Consider the following 18,677-nt stretch of genomic DNA (forward strand, 5'->3'; position numbering starts at 1 on the left):
ATTCGATGATTAGGACTATTGCGAACTAAATCTTGTAATTGTTTTTGTTCTTCCTCACTTAATGTGACATATTTTTTTTGCATCATGATACAAAAATATAAAAACTCGGAAACTTTTGCTTAACTACTTAAATGTGAAACTTTTATTTTTAGTTTAAAAAAGGATAATCAGTATAACCTTCGTCTTTCCCTCCATACATAGTGGCTCTGTTAGGTTCGTTTAACTCAGTATTCAATTCAAATCGTTTTGGTAAATCAGGGTTTGCTAAAAATAAAGAACCGTAAGAAATGAGTTTTGCAATCCCTTTTTCTAATTCTGCTTCACCTGTTTCTTTAGTGTAACCACAATTAGCAATAACTGTATGTTGCGTTAGTTTTCCAAATGTTTCGATTGTATTAACCGGATAATTTGGGAATTTGTCAATTGGAAAAGGAACTTTCATTAAATGTATATATGCCAACGGCAACTTATTCAGTTCATTTATTAAAGAGGTAAATTGTTCTATAGGGTTTTGATGAATAATGTTGTTGTAAATGCTTGTTGGTGATAAGCGGATAGCCACCTTGTCACGGCCAATCGCCTTAATCATTTCCTGCATTATTTCTAATACAAAGCGGTTACGATTTTCGTTACTTCCCCCATATTGGTCATCTCTTTGATTTGCACTTTCCGCTAAAAACTGATTAGGCAAATAGCCAAATGCGGCATGTAGTTCAACCCCGTCAAAACCTGCTTCTATTGCATTTACAGCTGCTTGTTTATAATCTTGAACAATGTTGATTACTTCTTTTGTATTTAATGCTCTTGGAGTTTCATAATCTTTCATTCCTTCCATAGTAAAATGCTGTTGCTCTTTGATTTCAATAGCTGATGGAGCAACAGGTTGTTTCCCGTTTTTTACAAGTGAATGACCAACACGTCCCGTGTGCCAAAGTTGAGCATAAATAATACCTCCTTTTTCGTGAACAGCCTGTGTAACTTTTTTCCAGGCAGCAATTTGTTCAGGAGTATAAATGCCTGGTGTAAGAGGGCTTCCGATGGCTTGTTGAGAAATATTTATAGCTTCGCTGATGATTAAACCTGCACTCACTCGTTGAGTATAATACAATACTGTAGTGTCTCCTACAATACCGTTACTATTGGCACGAGAACGTGTCATGGGAGCCATTACCATACTGTTTTTAAGTGTCTTATTGCCCACTTTTGTAGATTCTAATAATTTCATTTTTTTTACTTTTAAAAAATTAAGTTGCAAACGTACTTTCATTACTTTACTTTTGAAAGTAGTTACACTAATGTACAGTAGTAACCGAATGTACAGCAATGAATAAAATCAATAAGTTATGGTGAAAAATAAAATAAGTGTTTCTGAAAAAAACTGCACATTAAAAGATGTTTTGGATATTATAGGCGGAAAATGGGCAATGCCCATCATTTATATTTTGTCAAAAGGCAAAATGCGTTTCAAAGAAATAGGAAGAAGTATTGAAGGAATCAATACAAGAATGTTGGTCAAGGAGTTGAAAAATATGGAAGCTAATGGAATTATAACAAGAGAAGTTTTCGCAACTGTTCCGCCAACCGTTGAATATACTCTTACTGTCAAAGGTGAAAAATTACTGCCGAGTATTAGGTCATTGTACAGTTGGGGGCAAGAATTTGCCGGCTGAATTCTTTTGGGCTGGCTTCATTGTGTTTGTAGTCAACTAATTGATTTTCAGTGTATCGTTTTCTGTTTTCTCTTTAGATATGGCATAAGCACTACAAAATAGGTAAGGCGTTTAAGCGTCATAAAAATGGCTGCCGGATAATCATCCCCGGCAGCCATTTTACTTTTAAATCGAAACTTTTTTCATCCAATCCGCATCTACTTTTAGGCTTTCAATAGAAGGTCCTGGGTATTCTTCCTGCTCAACGAGGTAGTATTTTACGCCTGCTTTTTTGGCTGCTTTGAGAATGGTCGCAAAATCTATCGAACCTTTTCCCAAATCCTTTTGAGTTACTTTGCCGTTGTTGTCTTTTACCATGTCCTTGATGTGGACGAGTTCGTAGCGTTTTCCGTATTTTTCAAGGTGAGCTACAGTATCCTGTCCGGCAGCTACAATCCAGCAAAGGTCCAATTCAAACATAACGTATTTGGGGTCGGTATTGGCCAAAAGTAATTCGTGAGGAATTTGCCCCTCCAGCGGTTTGAAGGAGTAATCGTGGTTGTGGTAGCCAAATTTCATACCTGCTTTAGTTACTTTTTCACCTACCTGGTTGAAAAGATCCGCTTTTTGTTTCCACGCATCCAATGTTTTTTGAGGGCCCAAGTACGGGCAAAGCATGTATTTTAGGCCCGCTTCGGCACCGCGCTCGATGTTTTTGTCCAAATCCTTGTTCATATCGAAGTGCGTACTCACCATTTTTACGCCCATATCGCCCAAGAACGTCTTACATTCTTTAGGGGCCATTCCCCACAGAAAATCGGGACCGCCGTAGCTTTCAAATTGGGTATAGCCCATTTCGGCCAACTTTTTCATGGTTCCTTTGGCATCTTTGGGCATCAAATCACGCACACTGTACAGCTGTACCCCAAACTTTTTGATGGACTTGGCTTCTGTAAAAAGGCTCGGGGTTAAAATAGCGCCTGCGCTCAATAAAGCAGACTGTTTGATAAAATCACGACGGTTCATTTGTGTATTGGAGGTTTGTTTTCAGGAAAAAAACGAAAATTGTGCTTTCTACTTGCACATAGGTGAGTATTTTTGCCTAACTATTTAATATTATACCTGTGTATTCTTTCCCACAAATTTTTCTCAAACCCAACCGTGACGAAGCTGTTCGCCGTTTCCATCCGTGGGTATTTTCGGGGGCTATTGCCCGCGTAAAAGGCCAAACGGCTGATGGTGAAATCGTTGAAGTATGCGATAGCCGCGGGCAATACTTGGCTACGGGTCATTTTCATAACGGAAATATTGCCGTAAAGCTCTTTAGTTACGAACAAATAGTCCCCGATGTCGCCTTTTGGAAGCAAAAACTCCAAAAAGCCCTTACCGTACGCCAACAAATTCTGAAAGGTACATTCGACATTCACCATTCTGAACTCGACACTTCAAACGCCACTAATTGCTATCGCTTAGTTCACGGTGAAGGCGATGGGCTTCCCGGGTTGATTATTGATTATTATGACGGAGTTTTGGTGATGCAGGCGCATTCGATTGGCATGTATCGCGTGTTGGATGAGTTGACGCTGGCTTTGCGGGAGTTATACGGAGAGGAATTGAAGGCGATTTACAATAAAAGTGCGGAAACACTCCCCGATGAATTTGCCAAATCAGTGCCCAATGGTTACCTATATGGCCAATGTGCCGTGCCGCATCCTGTCAAAGAAAATGGGCATACTTTTCTGATTGATTGGGAAACGGGGCAAAAAACGGGTTTTTTCTTAGACCAATGCGATAATCGCCAACTGTTGTCAAAATATGCAGCGGGAAGGAACGTCCTGAATGCCTTTTGTTATTCAGGCGGCTTTTCGATTTATGCGCTGGAGGCGGGAGCCACCTCAGTGGATTCGGTGGATGCTTCCAAAAAAGCCATTGAATTGACCAACCGAAACGTAGAAGCCAATTTTGGCGAAGGAGCTCCGCATCAATCGTATGCAGAAGACGTGATGAAATTTTTAAAAGAAACCACAGGTACTTACGATGTCATGGTGCTTGACCCGCCTGCTTATGCTAAAAGTATGTCGGCTCGTCACCGTGCGGTACAGGGATACAAACGACTCAACGCCGAAGGGATCAAACACTTGAAACCCAACGGGATTCTGTTTACTTTTTCGTGTTCACAAGTCGTTGACAGAGAACTGTTTTACAATACCATCGTAGCGGCAGCGATTGAAGCGGGACGACAGGTACGCGTTTTGCACCAAATTACCCAACCTCCCGATCACCCGGTGAATCTATTTCATCCCGAAGGAAGTTATTTGAAAGGATTGGTGCTGTGGGTGGAATAAAAAAAGAACGACAGGGCCTTTAAGACTCTGTCGTTACACTCAACTGCCCAACCCTTGCGGAGCGAACTCCGCCCTCTTACTACTTATTTTAATTTATTATTGATTGACAATCATTGGCCTGTTTTTCAGACGTTAATCCATCCACTTTTAAAATGGTCATGCTGGTGGGCTTTACATACGCATGAATGGGAGCAGGCTCTAAGTTCGCGTAAACCACAAAAGCCGAAAAAATCCCCAATAAAGAGTAGCCTGCGACTTTAATTGTTTTAAGAAGGGTCTTTTTCATGGACGTTAGATGTTTTACTCGTACTTACGGGAAGAGCTTTCAAAATAGATTTCGTCGGTTAATTTTTTTTTGATATTGCAGTCGAACATAAAGAGTTTTTACCAAGTTGAGTAACTAAGTAATCTGATACTTTGACAATCCATTCTCATTTCATTACTGTATATACTTTAAAAAATGTTGAAAGACTCTAACTGCTTTTTATGGGAGTAAAATTGCCTAAATACGACGAGGGCGAACTGGTTGATATGCTGCGAAGGCAAGATCGCAAGGCATTCAATTACCTATACGATAATTATTCCGATGCACTGTATGGGGTAGTACTGAAGGTAGTTCGCACAGAAGAAACGGCTCAGGATTTGTTGCAGGAAATCTTCGTGAAAATTTGGAAGAACATCGCCCAGTATGATGTAGGAAAAGGGCGTTTATTTACGTGGATGCTTAATATAGCACGCAATACTTCAATTGATTATCTGCGTGTGAATCGTCCCGAAATCCAAGACATTGATTCTGCCGTATATGTGGTAGAAGCAAATCAAACGATTTATAACGAACTGGACGCCAAGGAGCTGCGTGAAGTAGTATCACAGCTCAAACCGGAGCAGCAAACGCTGATTGAAATAGTATATTGGGGAGGCTACACGCACGAAGAAGCCGCCCAACGGCTTGAAATGCCGCTGGGTACGGTCAAAACCCGTGTGCGAAGTGCTCTAAGAGATTTAAGAAAATTTTTTGGTACATGATTAATATTAAAGAATATATCGAGTCAGGTGTTTTGGAAGACTATCTTTCGGGCAACGTTTCTGAGCAGGAGCGTAGAGAGGTAGAATGTCTTTCCAAAATTTACCCTGAGATTAAAACGGAGCTTAACCTACTTGGAGAAGCAATAGAACGCCATGCGTTTGCGCATCGGGTTGCGCCCCCTACTGCGCTCAAAGATAAGATTATGGCGCAATTGGAATTTGCTGATGAACTTCCTGAGACTGCTCAAACGGAGGAGTCAGAAGAGTCGGAAACGGATGAGACACCGGTGATTGCCCTTAACTCGCGTCAACCTTCTTTTCAATTTGGATGGCTGGCGGCTGCTTCGGTGGTGGCATTGATTGGGACTGCTGTCTATTTCAATGCTCGGGTGGAAACCCTCAACGGAACACTTGCCCAACAGGCTGACGAACTCAGACAAAAAACGGAACTGATTGCCAACATTAACAATGCAGACAATCAGTTTGTGACCTTGAAAGGGGTAGAAAAGTCGCCAAATAGCGCTGTACGGGTAGTTTGGAATACCAAAACGCAGGAAGTACAGTTAAATGTCCTTTCGTTGCCTGCTCCGGATGCTGCCAAGCAATATCAACTATGGGCATTGGTAGGCGGGAAACCCGTAGATTTGGGTGTATTTGATGTGAATAATGCCATGCAGAAAATGAAGGCGATTCCACAAGCGGAGGCTTTTGCGGTGACATTGGAAAAGAAAGGGGGAAGCCCAACGCCTCATTTGGAAGAATTGTACGTGATGGGAAAAGTAGCGGGTTAATTCCATACTATAAGGTCAATAAAAAAGACGCTGCTTTACGGCAGCGTCTTTTTTATTGACCTTAACTGATTTTATTTCTTACTTTAGAATATTGGCATCAATTACCAATTCTTTGTCCCAAATCGCCTGATTGTTTTTTACAAACTCTTGGTACTTAGGGTGGTTCTGGAAAGTAGTGATATCCTCTTTTGTACGGAAAGTCAAATAATGCATGGCATCATAGTCAGATTTGCCGTCAACACTCAATGTTTTGCCACCTGAATAAGCTACCATTTGATGGATTTCGCGTCTCAACTGTGCAAACTCGTTCATGTGACGTTCTACGTCAGCAGTCGAAGTGCCTGCTTTAAATTTGATACAGACAATTTTTTGAATTTCTGCATTTTGGCTCGGTGTGTAAGCTCCATAAATGATGAGCATAAATACACACAGGGCGAAGACGGGTTTCATATAGCCGATGATTTTTTTCTTGTTCATGATAATAAATTGTATTTAACGATTGCTGATTAACAAATTGATTTTTTGAATACGATGCAAAATTAATAAATGTATTTTAAAATTGTATTTTTTTTATAAAAAATTGTAATAATTTTGAAAAAACCTACTTTTGCCAAATCAAATTAGGCACCTAAGAGTCAGCGCAAAACATGATTATGTGCCTGATATAAGTAGTTTTAAGTATAATTATTCAATCTTTAACGGTTTTTATACCTAAGTAACCATTACTATAAACCAAATTTTTGCTATTTCACGAATAAATAAGGTACTAAATCTATTTTTTAAGGTTAATGATAAGAATATTGCAAAAACATAAAAAATGCTCCAACCAAATTATATTTGGTAAGTCCGTTGAATTTTGGGGTATAAATAAGGTATTTCAAAAAAATATTTTTGGCATTCTTCTGATTTTGGTGCCTGTTTTCGTCTTTGGGAGGGAAATTAAGTGGGGATTTTGGGCACATCAGCGCATTAATCGTTTGGCGGCCTTTACCCTGCCGCCTGAAATGCAGTCCTTTTTTAAAAAACACATTGACTACTTAACCGAAAATGCGGTCAATCCCGACAAGCGGCGGTATGCGGTGGTGGGAGAGGCGCCGCGTCATTACATTGATACCGAAGCTTACGGTGACAGCGCGTTGTACAAATTGCCTTTTTATTGGAGTGATGCCGTAAAACGCTACGGAGAAGATACGCTCGCGCTTAACGGTACTGTGCCGTGGGCAATTCAGCAGTACAAGTTTCAATTAACGGAAGCTTTTCGTCAAAAAAATGCCCGTCGAATCTTACGCGTGGCGGCTGATTTGGGTCATTACATTGCCGATGCCAACGTGCCGCTTCATACCACTCGGAATTATAACGGCCAACTTTCGGGTCAGGAAGGGATTCATGCGTTTTGGGAATCGAGAGTTACGGAGCTTTTTGCCGAAGAATATGATATGTTTGTGGGAGCGGCTGCCTATGAAGAAAGAGTAGCCCTTCGTGCCTGGAAAGCGGTGCGGCAAGCCAATTCAGCGTTGGACAGTGTCTTACGCTTTGAACGGGAATTGTCTCTGAGAATGAAGCCCGAACAGAAATACGTACTCGAAGACCGAAACGGGGTCATTATGAAAACGTATTCGCGGGAGTTTTCGCAGCGCTATCACCAAATGCTCAATCAGCAAGTAGAGCGACAAATGCGTGCTTCGGTCAAAATGGTGGGTGATTTTTGGTTTACCTGTTGGGTAGACGCGGGGCAGCCTGATTTGGCAGCGTTAGCGTCTTCCTCCTTGGATGAGCAAGCCCAAAAGGAAGAAGAAGCCGAAAAGCAAAGCTGGCTCAAACGGCTCTTCAAAATTCGCGCGGAAGGAGAGAATTAAGCGGCGCTTGAACGGTTGACAAATGATTGCGCAATCCGGGCAAAGCCAATTACCAATAAACAACCAATAACATTCAGCCAAAGAAAGGCCGTTAGGTCAAACCACCAACACAGTACTACTCCGATTTCAGCAACGACTGACCCCCAAAACGTGGCTTTCCCGCCAATGCTTTTAAAATAAAAGGCTACTAAAAATATGCCTAAAATAACCCCGTAAAACAGGGAGCCTAAAATATTTACCGCTTCAATCATGCTTCCCAATTTGCTCGCATACTGGGCCACAATGATGCAGAATATACCCCAGCCGATGGTTGAAAGGCGTGAAGCCATTAAATAATGACTTTCAGAAGCATCTTTTCGAACCATTCGTTTATAAATATCCACGACTGTCGTAGAAGCCAATGAATTGTAAGCGGCTGCAATAGAGCCCATGGAAGCACTGAAAATGACGGCAATGAGCAAGCCAATCAATCCAATGGGCAGGCGGTCCAGGACAAATCGTAAAAAAACGTAGTTTACATCGCTGGTATCAGCCGTTGGGTTATTCTTTTTAATCAGAGCAACGGCATCCTTTTTGAGCGATTTTTGGGTCTCGTCCGATTCTTTGAGCGAAGCCTGCCAGCGTTTTACTTCCTCTTCGTGGCCCTCATCCATCGCTTTTGCCAATCCGTTGACTGCTACCTGCTGATTTTGGACGGAGGCGATGTGTTTTTGTTCAAGCGATTGATAATCGGCGGCGTATTCACTGTTTTTGAGCTTGTCAGTTTCTACTTTATTGAAAAATAACGGCGATGGATTGTATTGATAATAGACAAAAACCAAGACCCCTACCAATAAAATCAAAAACTGCATCGGGATTTTCAGCAATCCATTCATCATCAGTCCTAAGCGGCTTTGACCGATGGATTCTCCCGTCAAATACCGCCCCACCTGCGATTGGTCCGTCCCGAAATAGGAGAGTTGTAAAAAGAAACCGCCAATCAGTCCTGACCATATATTGTAACGGCTATTGGGGTCAAAATGAAAATCAATGGTATTGAGTCGTCCTGCTTTTCCCGCAATTTTGAGGGCATCCACAAATCCCACGTCGGCAGGTAACAAATGTACCACCATATAGCCTGCCACACACATAGCCACCGTCACGATAATCATCTGTTGTAAATGGGTGTGCGAAATGGCCTTTGTACCACCCGAAACGGTATAAATAAGTACCAATGAACCCATCAAAATATTGGTCCAAGTAAGGTCCCAACCCAAAATAGTCGCCAAAATAATGGAAGGTGCGTAGATAGAAAGTCCGGTGGAGAGTCCGCGGGATAATAAAAAAAGTGCTACGGTGAACATCCTGACGCGTGCATCGAAGCGAGTTTCGAGGTATTCGTAGGCGGTGAAGACTTTGAGTCGGTGAAAGATAGGGACGAAGGTAATGCTCAAAACTACCATGGCGAGCGGAAGTCCAAAGTAAAATTGGACAAAACGCATTCCATCGGCAAAGCCCTGCCCGGGAGCTGATAAAAATGTGATGGCGCTTGCCTGCGTGGCCATGACCGAAAAACATACATGGTACCAGGGAAGTGACTGACCGGCAATGAGATAATCATCCATGTTTTGTTTGCCTCGGCTACGATAAACGCCATAAATGACAATAAATGCAAGAGTACCTACCAGTACAGTCCAGTCAATAAGACTCATTAGGGAAGAGGTTAATGGTTAAAGTTAGGGTGAATGGGAATGGTTCAGGCAAAATAGCGCATCATGGCGTAAAATAACAACATCAGTACAAATAGCGTACCAATGACAATGGCGTACATTTGTGGCCAAGTTTTGATAAAGGGAGGAAGTCCTTCCTGTTCGTTTTCGGGTTCCGGCACTGACATAGTTTTAATTTTCAGGTTTAGGCGGCTCTTGGTGGATAAATTTGTTTTACATCAAAAAAATAACCAAAATGCGTGCCGTAAAATTACGTCTATTCTCATAGCTTACGTGTATCATTGCACAGAAAGTCAAAAAAGTTGATTAGAACGTAGTAAACAATGATTCAATTAAATTTTATTTGTGTTCTAAACTCATTATTCAACCTACTTTTCCAAAATGTCATTTAAAGATCAAGTAGTACTTATTACAGGTGGTTGCTCCGGCATTGGGCGCGCTGCGGCCTTCAAATTTGCGCAGGAAGGTGCCAAGGTTTTTCTGGCCGACTTATCCGAAAAAGCGGGCGATGAGCTGGTGGAAGAACTGGAAAAAACGGGAACAGAGGCCGCATTTGCCCGGATAGACGTCTCCGATGCGGAAGATGTAGAGCGCATGATTGCGGAATGCATACAACGATTTGATGGAATTCACGTTCTGGTCAACAGTGCCGGTATCTTAGGACCACGCGCACGTACGGAGCGTTATCCGGTCGAAGAGTTTAAAAAAGTGTTGGAAGTCAACGTCATTGGACTTTTTAATTGTATGCAGGCGGTATTGCCCCATTTTTTGAGTAAAAAGAGTGGTAATATCGTTAACTTGGCTTCGGTGGCCGGGCTCAATGCTTTTGCAGGTCACATTGGATATTCGGCCAGCAAACACGCCGTAGTGGGAATGACCCGTTCGGCGGCGGTAGAATATGCCAAACACGGAATTCGAATCAATGCCGTTTGTCCTTCGTTTACACTTACCCCAATGCTCGAATCCGCGATGGTCAACGACGATACCAATTATTTGGATGCGCTTCAAAATGCGATTCCAATGAAACGTTTCGGAAAGCCCGAAGAAATTGCTGACGCCATTGTGTACGCAGCTTCTTCCGCATCTTCGTTCATGACCGGCCACACGCTTGTATTGGACGGCGGGCTGATGACTACTTAAGGCAGTTTATACGTTTGCAGTTTACGGTTAGTACCTTGTTTAAAAAGTATTGTGATATTTTTTATCCCGCAGACAAACGCAGATTAAAATACATCGCTGATTGATACAGATATGCTTATTAACAGAATTAATCACCCAAAATCTGCTTCTATCTGCGGTTATTAGAATCAGCGTAAATCTGCGGGTAAATCATAAAAAAATTAATTAAATAGTGTATTAGTTATTCCCAAACCCCAAACTGCACGGGCGGCCCCGCCCCAACTCTCAACCCCAAAACCATTCAGAAATGCACCCGAATCAAGCCCTTATTGAGCGTTTTTATACGGCTTTTCAGCAAAAAGATTTTCGTACCATGCAGCAATGCTATCATCCCGACGTACGATTTTCAGACCCTGTTTTTCCCAAGCTAAAAGGCCCTGACGCGGGACTGATGTGGGAAATGCTTCTTACGCGCGGGAAAGGCTTGACCATTACCTTCAAAAATGTAGAAGCCGACTATCGTCGCGGCAGTTGCGATTGGGAAGCTACGTACACGTTTTCGGGGACGGGGCGTCGGGTCCATAATGTGATACACGCAGAGTTTTTGTTTAGAGACGACTTGATTTCCCGCCACGACGATACGTTCAGCTTTTACAAATGGTCATCTCAAGCCTTGGGAATAACGGGGATGCTTTTTGGATGGAGCCGTTTTTTGGAAGAGAAAGTGCAGGCCCAAGCCGCTGCGGGATTGAAAAAGTTTATTGCAGGTAAATCAGCTCAGTGAAAGAAGCATGAGATATTAGAAAATAAAGGCGTAAATCTTAAAAGTATGTAATTTGTAATGGTCACAAGAGTAATAGCAATTCGCAATCTTGAGCAGTATATTGGATTAGATTTAGGGGAGCTTTCTAAAGAATTTGGGATAACAACGTTTGTGGAAGAAAAACAGAATAAAGGTTGGAAAGGGCTTACACTTGAGCGCCTTGCAGGACTGTCTAATGACAATAAACAAGCACCGAATGGACTTGGTTTTGAATTGAAATCAACGGCATTTTATCAGGTTAAAGGAATTTGGGTTCCGAGAGAAACAATGGCCATCACAATGATAAATCCGAAAACATTAATTGAAACTCCATTTTTTCAGAGCCATTGTTGGGAAAAACTGAAATCAATTATATTTTGTGCAGTAACTTGGAATGGTAATCATAATTCAAAATCTGAATTACTTAAAATTCAATCTTTTGATTTTCTTGAAGACGGCAAAATAATCGCAGAGATTCAAGCTGATTATGAGTTTATTAGACAAAAATGTGCAGAGCAAGGCTTTACTGCTCTCACTGGAAAAGATGGTAAATGGATTCAAGCAAGAACAAAGGGTGCAGGTCACGGTTCAATCAGCAGGGCATTTTATGCAAGGAAAGCACTGATAAAAGAAATAGTACAAATTTAAAACTTTGATAAACAGGAGTTTGCCTTTTGTAGATGCAAATTTGAAAAGAGATTTAAAGATTTATGAACTTATTCGCAGAAGATAAAACAGCTAAGCCATTCTTAAAATGGGCAGGTGGTAAAACAAAACTTATTGCTGACATTCGAAAATTAATTCCTCCTAAAATAAAGAACTCAAAGTTTACTTATCTTGAGCCTTTTGTAGGAAGCGGTGCCGTTTTGTTTTGGGTATTGGATAGCTTTCCCAACTTAGAAAAAGCAGTTATCAACGATGTAAATGCGGATTTAATCAATACTTATAGGGTTATTGCTTCGCAACCGAAGGAATTAATTTCTCTTTTGGAGATATTTCAGAAGGAATTTCATGAATTGGATGATTTACAAGAACAAAAGCAAGCCTATTACTATCAAAAGAGAGAACAATATAACGCAAGGAAAGGTGAAAAAAGTACACAGGCGGCCTTGTTTATATTTTTAAATCGAACTTGTTTTAACGGGCTTTATCGTGTCAATAGGAGTAATGCTAATAATGTTCCGATAGGAAGTTATAAGAAACCAACAATTTGTGATAAACCAAATCTGATGGCAGTCAGTAATGCTTTGCAAAAAGTTGAAATTTTATGTGGTGATTATGAAAACGTATTACCTTTAGCTGGACTTAATTCTTTCTTTTACTTCGATCCGCCATATAAACCTTTAAGCCAAACGTCAAGTTTTAATTCTTATGCAAAGGATGAATTTAATGATGAAGAACAAATACGTTTAAGAGACTTTTGTGCTAAATTAAATACTCTCGGACATCATTGGATTTTAAGTAATTCAGATGTTAAAGGGAAGGATATTAATGATGATTTTTTTGATGAAATCTACTCTGAATTTTCTATTGCAAGGGTAAAAGCAAAAAGAAGTATAAATGCTAATCCTGATAAGAGAGGAGAACTTAATGAATTACTGATTACAAATTATAAGTTTAATTCAGAATTAAGCCTGGAATTTGCTCTATTATAGCAATTTGGGTACAAAAAATCCCTGTTTATTGATAATAAGGTGGTAAATTGTCAGGGCTGTATTTTTTTTGTTTTTTATTTTCAAAAGAGGTATATTTTGTAGCTGGCGGTTGCCTACTACAAATACTCATTACTAAATTATCAATTTCTTTTGAACTATCTATGCTCTGCCGTACCCAACCTTGATAAAATAAAGTGCATGGATCGTATTTACTTTCGGCAGTGTAATTATAATCCTGTTCAATAATAAATAGTTGACTTAAATTTCCGATCAACTTGATATTATTTAAGTTGTGTTCAAATTTTTCATTTGAAAGTTTATCTAAAACCTCATCAGGATCTTGCTGATAGAAAATAGCATCGAAAGCTTTCAATAATTCATTTTTTAGCTCTGGCCTTGATCTTACACGAAGATGAAGATCTATCATTATTCTTAAATGGTTAGGTCGGAAAAACCTTGCTCCATCATTAATAAAAATTTGAAAATTTTTAATTGGATTATAATTCTTAAATTTCTTAATAGGCCTAAATAATTTTATTGCATTTTCACCTTCTTTATAAACAGTTTGATATTCACCAAAAGGAAGTGATTTCACAATTTCATACATCGTATTAAATTCCATTTTCTTCAATATTATTTGTTAAATTAGAAATAGTAATTTTAAAGGCCTGCGCAAAAGTCTCTATATTTTTAAGGGAAGGATTACGCTCTCCCCGTTCGATCATACCGATATAATTTTTATGAAACCCAGAGATTTTTGAGAACTCGTCTTGTGTCCAATTTCTCTCTTTCCTCAATTCCTTAATTCTCTTACCGAATTTTTGTATAATATCTTCCATAAAAATAAAAAAGACACTTATTGTGTGTTTTTTTGAGTTTTTCTTTTACCTTTGTGTAAATATAATTTAATACAAATGAATCACGAAGAAGCACTTACTATAATTGCAAATAGTATGTACAAACCTGAGGTAAGGCTCAAACTATCGCTCTTAGTAGATACACTTCGGATATTTGCTACTGATAATGATTTGAAAGAGGTAACCCTTTGTATACCTGATAATTGTGAAAAGCATGGTTTTGTGGAAGGTTATCATAACGTGAAAAAATTGTTACAGTTTTTAGCTGATATGTTAGAAGAATGATTGACCCTTACTATAAATCTCTCGACAAAAATTTATACCTACTTCATGGTGATACAATGGAGCTTTTGCCTCAATTCGATCATCAATTTGATATGGTATTTGCTGACCCACCCTATTTTTTATCCAACAATGGTCTATCCATCCAAAGTGGAAAAATAGTTAGTGTCAACAAAGGGGCTTGGGATAAATCTCATGGCTTTGACTACGTAAACGATTTTAATAGGAAATGGCTTTCCTTAGTGCGTGAAAAAATGAAAGATGATGCTACTATTTGGATTAGTGGCACAATGCACAACATTTTTTCAGTTGGTCAAATTTTAACAGAATTGGGTTTTAAGATACTGAATGTTATCACTTGGGAGAAAACCAATCCTCCGCCAAACTTTTCGTGTCGTTTTTTTACCCATTCATCCGAACAAATTATTTGGGCAAGAAAACATGAGAAAGTACCTCATTATTTCAATTATGATTTAATGAAAGAACTGAATGACGATAAACAAATGAAGGATGTTTGGAAATTGCCAGCCATTGCACCTTGGGAAAAATCATGTGGAAAGCACCCAACTCAAAAACCCTTATCGGTTTTAACTCGACTAATTTTAGCTTCTACCAAGCCTAATGCGTGGATTCTTGACCCCTTTTCGGGAAGTAGCACAACAGGAATTGCAGCCAATCTTGCCAACAGGCGTTTTTTAGGGATTGACCAAGAAACAGAGTTTTTAGAAATAAGTATAAAGAGGAAGCAGGAGATAGAAAATGAAAAAACAGCAGAACTTTACCGACAAAAGATTGCTGGCTTCATCACTAAAGAACAGTTTTCTACATTTGTTCATCAGGAAATTTCTGATACCGGAATTAAAGTCGCACTTGGTTTTTGTCGTTCAGATAATGTAAAAAAATCAAAATCAAGCACTGTCTTTTATTTTCATGCCATAGAAGGCAATAATAAGGTTAAAGAATTTCCTATTGGTATTTTAGAAGCCCAAAAACTTATCCTTTATTCAGGAGGGCGTGGTAGACCCAACCAATTTACTGGATTAATGGCTGATATTCAATCTGTTGAATTAAAACATAAGTCTGACATTAAGGGAAAGGAAAATTCAGAAACTGAATTTTATTATGAAGTAACGTTAAAGGACTCATTTGAAGAGTCTGAAACCTTAAAAGGCGTTATTAACCTATCTGTTCTTTTTGAAAAGATAGACGAGAAAAACCGTAAATTATTTCAGCAGTATTTACCTGCTCTCGCTACGTGGGAGAACGTACTGAAATCAATTACTGCAGTGGGCGTAGCGTGAAGAATGGGTTTTATCGTGGAGAATAGTGCCGGTTGCTGCCGTTAGGAGAATTAGGGGGAGCGATGCCTCTTCGGCTATTCATTAACTCCGTTAAATAGAGCCCTTCCGGGGTTAATACGAGAGAAACTCTATAATTGGTTTCACTGACTTGTCCGTCAAAAGTGCCGGGAGTCCATTTGGGCATGGTTTTAACCGCACTTGCCAGGGCTTTTCGGTGTTCAAAGTCCTCTGCTTTGAGTGAACCCACCCGAGCAAGGCTATCGGTGCCAATGATAAGATTCATTTCTAAAAACGTCCAGCCGGCTAAGTTTCCACGTAATGAACTTGGCCATTTGTCCCGAAAATACCGTTGCAACGAATACAGTCCATCCTTAAATTCGGGTTGAGTTTTGAAAGGATAGTAAGCGGTGGTATTACCCAGCGAATCGTAGCAATAGCCTTCTTTTCGGAATCCATTTCGGTATTTTTCTTTCCGTTTCAGTGAGCCATCGGGATAGTATACCATAAAAATTCCGTTTTGAACATTGTCACGGTAATCTGATTTCCAGTAAAGGCCGCCGTCAGGATAGAAAAATTGCTCATAGCCATGTTTCATTTCATCTTTGAAATTGGCTTCGTTGCGTAACACTCCTGCTTTGTCAATGATTTTAACCGTTGCAAAGCGTTTTTTCTTATCGTGAAACGTGATGACTTGATCATAATTTGCTAATTCCTGCCGTACATCCGAACGCCATAGCTTATCTTTTTGGGCCAATAGACACTGGCTCCACCCTAAAAAAAACGACAGTAAAAAAACTGTTTTCATTGCTTCATCCGGCTTGGTATGAGTAGAACAGCGACTCATTTTTTTTTGTTCAGCATAAACCCGTAAGCGATTCCGTTATTGGTTAAATTACGGTTAAAATACGCTATTTTTTCAAAACCCTCAAAAGAACAAACGGTATGTCCGAAAATCAACTTTTTAATTTGTCAGGTAAAGTAGCTCTCATCACGGGCGCAAGTAAAGGAATCGGTGAGCAAATTGCTCGTTATTTTGCCCAGTTTGGCGCCAAAGTAGTCATCAGCAGCCGTCGGCAAGCGGATTTGGACGAGCTCGCCAATGATATTCGTCAATCAGGAGGCGAAGTCACCGCCATCGAAGCCCGCATGGGAGATGAAGTCCAAACCAAACACCTTTTTGAAAAAACGGTTGAAATGTATGGGGGGATTGATATTTTGGTCAACAACGCTGCCGCCAATCCCTACTACGGTCCAACGGTAGATTGTCCCGACAGCGCCTACGATAAAATCATGGATATCAACGTGAAAGCTCCTTTTCAGCTTTGTAAAATGGTGCATCCCGTTATGAAAATGCGCGGAGGCGGAAGTATAATCAACATCAGCAGCATTGCGGGAGAAACCCCCGACCCGGGACTGGGAATTTACAGTGTTAGCAAAGCGGCCATCAATATGTTGACCAAAGTTTTTGCCAAAGAATGGGGAGAAGACGGCATTCGGGTCAATGCCATTGCGCCCGGGTTGATTAAAACTAAATTCAGTCAGGCGCTGTGGAAAGATGAAAAAACGTTAGCCCATTTTACCAAACGATTGCCCATTGCCCGCATGGGAACGGTGGAAGAAGTGGCTTCGTTGGTTTTGTATTTGGCCTCCGATGCCTCGGGTTATTGCACAGGAGGTATTTATACGGTAGATGGCGGAACGACGATATAGAGTTGGTACTCAATGCTCAGCGTCATCGAGATAATGATAGAGAGCATTGGGCGTTTTTTGCTGTACTTAAGCTTTCGATGCCTAAAAAATGTATTTTCATGGTTTTTTCGAGTACTGTTTTTTATATTTGAGCTAAATTTTCGGGTACTAAAAAATACATAAGTGCATATTTCAAGGAAAATAGACCAAGTATTGCTTGATTGGAAAAATCAGAAAAAAAGAAAGCCATTAATGCTCAGGGGAGCAAGGCAAGTTGGTAAATCTACTGCTGTACAGGAACTTGCCAAGCATTTTGAACATTATATTGAAATCAACTTTGAGGAACAGATAGAAGTTAAAGCCTTTTTTAATGGTGATTTATCTCCCAAAGTCATTTGTGAAAATCTATCACTTTATTTCACAACGCCCATCGTTGCCGGTAAAACACTCTTGTTTTTTGATGAGATACATGCCTGTTTGCCGGCAATTTCGTCTTTGCGTTTTTTTTATGAAAAGTTTCCGGACTTGCATTTAATTTCGGCAGGTTCATTGTTAGAATTTGCCTTAGAGCAACTTCCTTCCTTTGGTGTGGGGCGAGTGCGTTCAGTGTTTGTTTATCCTCTTTCTTTTGATGAGTTTTTGGGAAGTATGGGCGAGCATAAACTTATCGCCCTAAAAAAAGCGGCGAATGCCAAGCGACCGATTGCTTTGCCATTTCACCAAAAATTAATTGATTATTTCAAAAAATTTCTCATCATAGGCGGTATGCCGGAAGCCGTTGCTCACTATGCTGATGACGGAGATTTATTGGGCGTACAATCGGTATTGGACGATTTGCTGATTTCTATTCAATCCGATTTTTCAAAATACAAAAAACGCGTTCCTCCCCTGCGAATTTCGGAAGTTTTTGAATCGGTTATTCAGCAAACGGGCGGGAAGTTTGTTTTTACAAAAGCGGCTACACAGGCGAGTTTATTCCAAATCAAAGAAGCTGTTCAATTGCTGATTATGGCAGGGCTGGTTATTCCTGTTACGCATACGTCGGCGAATGGAATTCCGTTAGGAGCAGAAGCTGATGATAGAAAACGGAAACTGATTTTGCTTGATACGGGTCTGTTTCAAAGGGTATTGGGCTTAAATGTGGGAGCTCTAATGGCACAAAATGATTTTGAAGCCATTAACAAAGGAGCGATTGCCGAAATGTTTGCAGGTCTGGAATGGCTGAAGTATGGCAGTCCGCTGCAAACTGAAAATCTCTATTATTGGCACAGAGAAAGTGTTAATGCCAATGCCGAAATTGACTATGTAATCCAACAGGGGGAATCTATTTTACCCCTTGAAATAAAGGCATCCAATAAAGGAGCGATGCAAAGTATGTTTCAGTTTTTGAAAGAAAAGAATAGAAACTTGGGTATTCGGCTTTCCCTAGAAAACTTTTCGGAATATCCTTCTATTTGGGTGTATCCCTTGTATGCCGTTTCGACTTTACGGGAAAATCTTGAAAACAAAAATCAATAAACAGGGCAACTCATGAAGCAGCTTGGGATAGGGGATTGAAGAAACTTATGCAGTAATAAACGTCAAATAATTAACTAA

22 protein-coding genes are annotated in these 18,677 nt (G+C 40.1%); 13 read left to right on the top strand and 9 right to left on the bottom strand.

Translation table 11 applies throughout. The features are described 5' to 3' along the window. Nucleotides 1-148: 148 nt before the first annotated feature. Nucleotides 149-1,267: an alkene reductase gene (locus tag Q0081_RS25250; protein ID WP_298360271.1), complete on the bottom strand. Its 1,119-nt coding sequence runs from the start codon at nucleotides 1,265-1,267 to the stop codon at nucleotides 149-151. Nucleotides 1,268-1,343: 76 nt separating this feature from the next. On the opposite strand from Q0081_RS25250, the gene Q0081_RS25255 reads away from it, so the two are divergent. Then, on the top strand, nucleotides 1,344-1,670 hold the full coding sequence (locus Q0081_RS25255; RefSeq protein WP_298360273.1) for a helix-turn-helix domain-containing protein: 327 nt from the start codon (nucleotides 1,344-1,346) through the stop codon (nucleotides 1,668-1,670). A 165-nt stretch (nucleotides 1,671-1,835) separates the two neighbouring features. On the opposite strand, the gene Q0081_RS25260 is transcribed toward Q0081_RS25255, so the two are convergent. After that, nucleotides 1,836-2,675, bottom strand: coding sequence for a sugar phosphate isomerase/epimerase (locus Q0081_RS25260; RefSeq protein WP_298360275.1), 840 nt, complete (start codon nucleotides 2,673-2,675; stop codon nucleotides 1,836-1,838). Nucleotides 2,676-2,773: 98 nt separating this feature from the next. Between Q0081_RS25260 and Q0081_RS25265 the strand changes: the two genes are divergently transcribed. Continuing rightward, nucleotides 2,774-3,994, top strand: coding sequence for a class I SAM-dependent rRNA methyltransferase (locus Q0081_RS25265; protein ID WP_298360277.1), 1,221 nt, complete (start codon nucleotides 2,774-2,776; stop codon nucleotides 3,992-3,994). An 88-nt stretch (nucleotides 3,995-4,082) separates the two neighbouring features. Here Q0081_RS25265 and Q0081_RS25270 read toward each other — a convergent pair whose 3' ends face one another. Next, nucleotides 4,083-4,280, bottom strand: a complete 198-nt coding sequence (locus Q0081_RS25270; RefSeq protein WP_298360279.1) for a hypothetical protein — start codon at nucleotides 4,278-4,280, stop codon at nucleotides 4,083-4,085. Nucleotides 4,281-4,480: 200 nt separating this feature from the next. Here Q0081_RS25270 and Q0081_RS25275 point away from each other — a divergent pair, with 200 nt between their 5' ends. Together Q0081_RS25275 and Q0081_RS25280 are read left to right on the top strand one after the other, a co-directional pair. After that, nucleotides 4,481-5,020 carry an RNA polymerase sigma factor gene (locus Q0081_RS25275; protein ID WP_298360281.1) on the top strand — a complete coding sequence of 180 codons (540 nt, stop codon included), beginning with the start codon at nucleotides 4,481-4,483 and terminating at the stop codon, nucleotides 5,018-5,020. Then, nucleotides 5,017-5,811 (top strand): anti-sigma factor, encoded by a 795-nt coding sequence (locus tag Q0081_RS25280; RefSeq protein WP_298360283.1) that lies wholly within the window; start codon nucleotides 5,017-5,019, stop codon nucleotides 5,809-5,811. Before Q0081_RS25275 ends, Q0081_RS25280 begins: the two co-directional genes overlap by 4 nt. 78 nt (nucleotides 5,812-5,889) lie before the next feature. Here Q0081_RS25280 and Q0081_RS25285 read toward each other — a convergent pair whose 3' ends face one another. After that, complete coding sequence (locus Q0081_RS25285) at nucleotides 5,890-6,288, bottom strand: Dabb family protein (RefSeq protein WP_298360284.1); 399 nt, start codon at nucleotides 6,286-6,288, stop codon at nucleotides 5,890-5,892. Between the two features lie 410 nt (nucleotides 6,289-6,698). Here Q0081_RS25285 and Q0081_RS25290 point away from each other — a divergent pair, with 410 nt between their 5' ends. After that, complete coding sequence (locus Q0081_RS25290) at nucleotides 6,699-7,667, top strand: zinc dependent phospholipase C family protein (protein WP_298360327.1); 969 nt, start codon at nucleotides 6,699-6,701, stop codon at nucleotides 7,665-7,667. Here the strand turns inward: Q0081_RS25290 and Q0081_RS25295 are convergent. After that, nucleotides 7,664-9,358 carry a sodium:solute symporter gene (locus Q0081_RS25295; protein ID WP_298360286.1) on the bottom strand — a complete coding sequence of 565 codons (1,695 nt, stop codon included), beginning with the start codon at nucleotides 9,356-9,358 and terminating at the stop codon, nucleotides 7,664-7,666. The genes Q0081_RS25290 and Q0081_RS25295 overlap by 4 nt on opposite strands. Before the next feature lie 44 nt (nucleotides 9,359-9,402). Then, nucleotides 9,403-9,543, bottom strand: coding sequence for a hypothetical protein (locus Q0081_RS25300; RefSeq protein WP_298360288.1), 141 nt, complete (start codon nucleotides 9,541-9,543; stop codon nucleotides 9,403-9,405). Nucleotides 9,544-9,757: 214 nt separating this feature from the next. Between Q0081_RS25300 and Q0081_RS25305 the strand changes: the two genes are divergently transcribed. From Q0081_RS25305 to Q0081_RS25320, 4 genes are all read left to right on the top strand, one after another. Continuing rightward, a complete protein-coding gene (locus Q0081_RS25305) occupies nucleotides 9,758-10,516 on the top strand; it encodes an SDR family NAD(P)-dependent oxidoreductase (protein WP_298360290.1) in 759 nt (252 codons plus the stop codon). A 286-nt stretch (nucleotides 10,517-10,802) separates the two neighbouring features. Next, the gene (locus tag Q0081_RS25310; protein ID WP_298360292.1) at nucleotides 10,803-11,279 is read left to right on the top strand and encodes a nuclear transport factor 2 family protein; all 477 of its coding nucleotides are present in this window, start codon (nucleotides 10,803-10,805) and stop codon (nucleotides 11,277-11,279) included. Nucleotides 11,280-11,336: 57 nt separating this feature from the next. Continuing rightward, nucleotides 11,337-11,945, top strand: coding sequence for a MutH/Sau3AI family endonuclease (locus Q0081_RS25315; RefSeq protein ID WP_298360294.1), 609 nt, complete (start codon nucleotides 11,337-11,339; stop codon nucleotides 11,943-11,945). Between the two features lie 62 nt (nucleotides 11,946-12,007). Beyond that, nucleotides 12,008-12,952, top strand: coding sequence for a DNA adenine methylase (locus Q0081_RS25320; protein WP_298360296.1), 945 nt, complete (start codon nucleotides 12,008-12,010; stop codon nucleotides 12,950-12,952). A 25-nt stretch (nucleotides 12,953-12,977) separates the two neighbouring features. Here Q0081_RS25320 and Q0081_RS25325 read toward each other — a convergent pair whose 3' ends face one another. Together Q0081_RS25325 and Q0081_RS25330 are read right to left on the bottom strand one after the other, a co-directional pair. Next, nucleotides 12,978-13,574 (bottom strand): hypothetical protein, encoded by a 597-nt coding sequence (locus tag Q0081_RS25325; protein ID WP_298360298.1) that lies wholly within the window; start codon nucleotides 13,572-13,574, stop codon nucleotides 12,978-12,980. After that, a complete protein-coding gene (locus Q0081_RS25330; protein WP_298360300.1) occupies nucleotides 13,564-13,791 on the bottom strand; it encodes a helix-turn-helix domain-containing protein in 228 nt (75 codons plus the stop codon). The genes Q0081_RS25325 and Q0081_RS25330 overlap by 11 nt, the downstream gene beginning before the upstream one ends. Before the next feature lie 75 nt (nucleotides 13,792-13,866). Here Q0081_RS25330 and Q0081_RS25335 point away from each other — a divergent pair, with 75 nt between their 5' ends. Then, nucleotides 13,867-14,094 (top strand): hypothetical protein, encoded by a 228-nt coding sequence (locus tag Q0081_RS25335; protein WP_298360302.1) that lies wholly within the window; start codon nucleotides 13,867-13,869, stop codon nucleotides 14,092-14,094. After that, nucleotides 14,091-15,392 (top strand): site-specific DNA-methyltransferase, encoded by a 1,302-nt coding sequence (locus tag Q0081_RS25340; RefSeq protein WP_298360304.1) that lies wholly within the window; start codon nucleotides 14,091-14,093, stop codon nucleotides 15,390-15,392. Before Q0081_RS25335 ends, Q0081_RS25340 begins: the two co-directional genes overlap by 4 nt. 10 nt (nucleotides 15,393-15,402) lie before the next feature. Here the strand turns inward: Q0081_RS25340 and Q0081_RS25345 are convergent, their stop codons facing one another. Next, nucleotides 15,403-16,236, bottom strand: coding sequence for a toxin-antitoxin system YwqK family antitoxin (locus tag Q0081_RS25345; protein WP_298360306.1), 834 nt, complete (start codon nucleotides 16,234-16,236; stop codon nucleotides 15,403-15,405). Nucleotides 16,237-16,334: 98 nt separating this feature from the next. On the opposite strand from Q0081_RS25345, the gene Q0081_RS25350 reads away from it, so the two are divergent. Next, nucleotides 16,335-17,102: an SDR family NAD(P)-dependent oxidoreductase gene (locus Q0081_RS25350; protein WP_298360308.1), complete on the top strand. Its 768-nt coding sequence runs from the start codon at nucleotides 16,335-16,337 to the stop codon at nucleotides 17,100-17,102. Nucleotides 17,103-17,264: 162 nt separating this feature from the next. Beyond that, nucleotides 17,265-18,599 (top strand): ATP-binding protein, encoded by a 1,335-nt coding sequence (locus tag Q0081_RS25355; RefSeq protein ID WP_298360310.1) that lies wholly within the window; start codon nucleotides 17,265-17,267, stop codon nucleotides 18,597-18,599. Nucleotides 18,600-18,677 lie beyond the last annotated feature (78 nt).

It is taken from the genome of Runella sp. (assembly GCF_027484545.1).
Taxonomy (GTDB): domain Bacteria; phylum Bacteroidota; class Bacteroidia; order Cytophagales; family Spirosomataceae; genus Runella.

Excerpts from the sequence above, each read along its gene's own strand:
- Q0081_RS25250 (WP_298360271.1), bottom strand. The coding sequence starts at position 1,267 with ATGAAAGTACGTTTGCAACTTAATTTTTTAAAAGTAAAAAAAATGAAA.
- Q0081_RS25255 (WP_298360273.1), top strand. The coding sequence starts at position 1,344 with ATGGTGAAAAATAAAATAAGTGTTTCTGAAAAAAACTGCACATTAAAA.
- Q0081_RS25260 (WP_298360275.1), bottom strand. The coding sequence starts at position 2,675 with ATGAACCGTCGTGATTTTATCAAACAGTCTGCTTTATTGAGCGCAGGC.
- Q0081_RS25270 (WP_298360279.1), bottom strand. The coding sequence starts at position 4,280 with ATGAAAAAGACCCTTCTTAAAACAATTAAAGTCGCAGGCTACTCTTTA.
- Q0081_RS25275 (WP_298360281.1), top strand. The coding sequence starts at position 4,481 with ATGGGAGTAAAATTGCCTAAATACGACGAGGGCGAACTGGTTGATATG.
- Q0081_RS25280 (WP_298360283.1), top strand. The coding sequence starts at position 5,017 with ATGATTAATATTAAAGAATATATCGAGTCAGGTGTTTTGGAAGACTAT.
- Q0081_RS25285 (WP_298360284.1), bottom strand. The coding sequence starts at position 6,288 with ATGAACAAGAAAAAAATCATCGGCTATATGAAACCCGTCTTCGCCCTG.
- Q0081_RS25295 (WP_298360286.1), bottom strand. The coding sequence starts at position 9,358 with ATGAGTCTTATTGACTGGACTGTACTGGTAGGTACTCTTGCATTTATT.
- Q0081_RS25300 (WP_298360288.1), bottom strand. The coding sequence starts at position 9,543 with ATGTCAGTGCCGGAACCCGAAAACGAACAGGAAGGACTTCCTCCCTTT.
- Q0081_RS25305 (WP_298360290.1), top strand. The coding sequence starts at position 9,758 with ATGTCATTTAAAGATCAAGTAGTACTTATTACAGGTGGTTGCTCCGGC.
- Q0081_RS25310 (WP_298360292.1), top strand. The coding sequence starts at position 10,803 with ATGCACCCGAATCAAGCCCTTATTGAGCGTTTTTATACGGCTTTTCAG.
- Q0081_RS25315 (WP_298360294.1), top strand. The coding sequence starts at position 11,337 with ATGGTCACAAGAGTAATAGCAATTCGCAATCTTGAGCAGTATATTGGA.
- Q0081_RS25320 (WP_298360296.1), top strand. The coding sequence starts at position 12,008 with ATGAACTTATTCGCAGAAGATAAAACAGCTAAGCCATTCTTAAAATGG.
- Q0081_RS25325 (WP_298360298.1), bottom strand. The coding sequence starts at position 13,574 with ATGGAATTTAATACGATGTATGAAATTGTGAAATCACTTCCTTTTGGT.
- Q0081_RS25330 (WP_298360300.1), bottom strand. The coding sequence starts at position 13,791 with ATGGAAGATATTATACAAAAATTCGGTAAGAGAATTAAGGAATTGAGG.
- Q0081_RS25335 (WP_298360302.1), top strand. The coding sequence starts at position 13,867 with ATGAATCACGAAGAAGCACTTACTATAATTGCAAATAGTATGTACAAA.
- Q0081_RS25340 (WP_298360304.1), top strand. The coding sequence starts at position 14,091 with ATGATTGACCCTTACTATAAATCTCTCGACAAAAATTTATACCTACTT.
- Q0081_RS25345 (WP_298360306.1), bottom strand. The coding sequence starts at position 16,236 with ATGAGTCGCTGTTCTACTCATACCAAGCCGGATGAAGCAATGAAAACA.
- Q0081_RS25350 (WP_298360308.1), top strand. The coding sequence starts at position 16,335 with ATGTCCGAAAATCAACTTTTTAATTTGTCAGGTAAAGTAGCTCTCATC.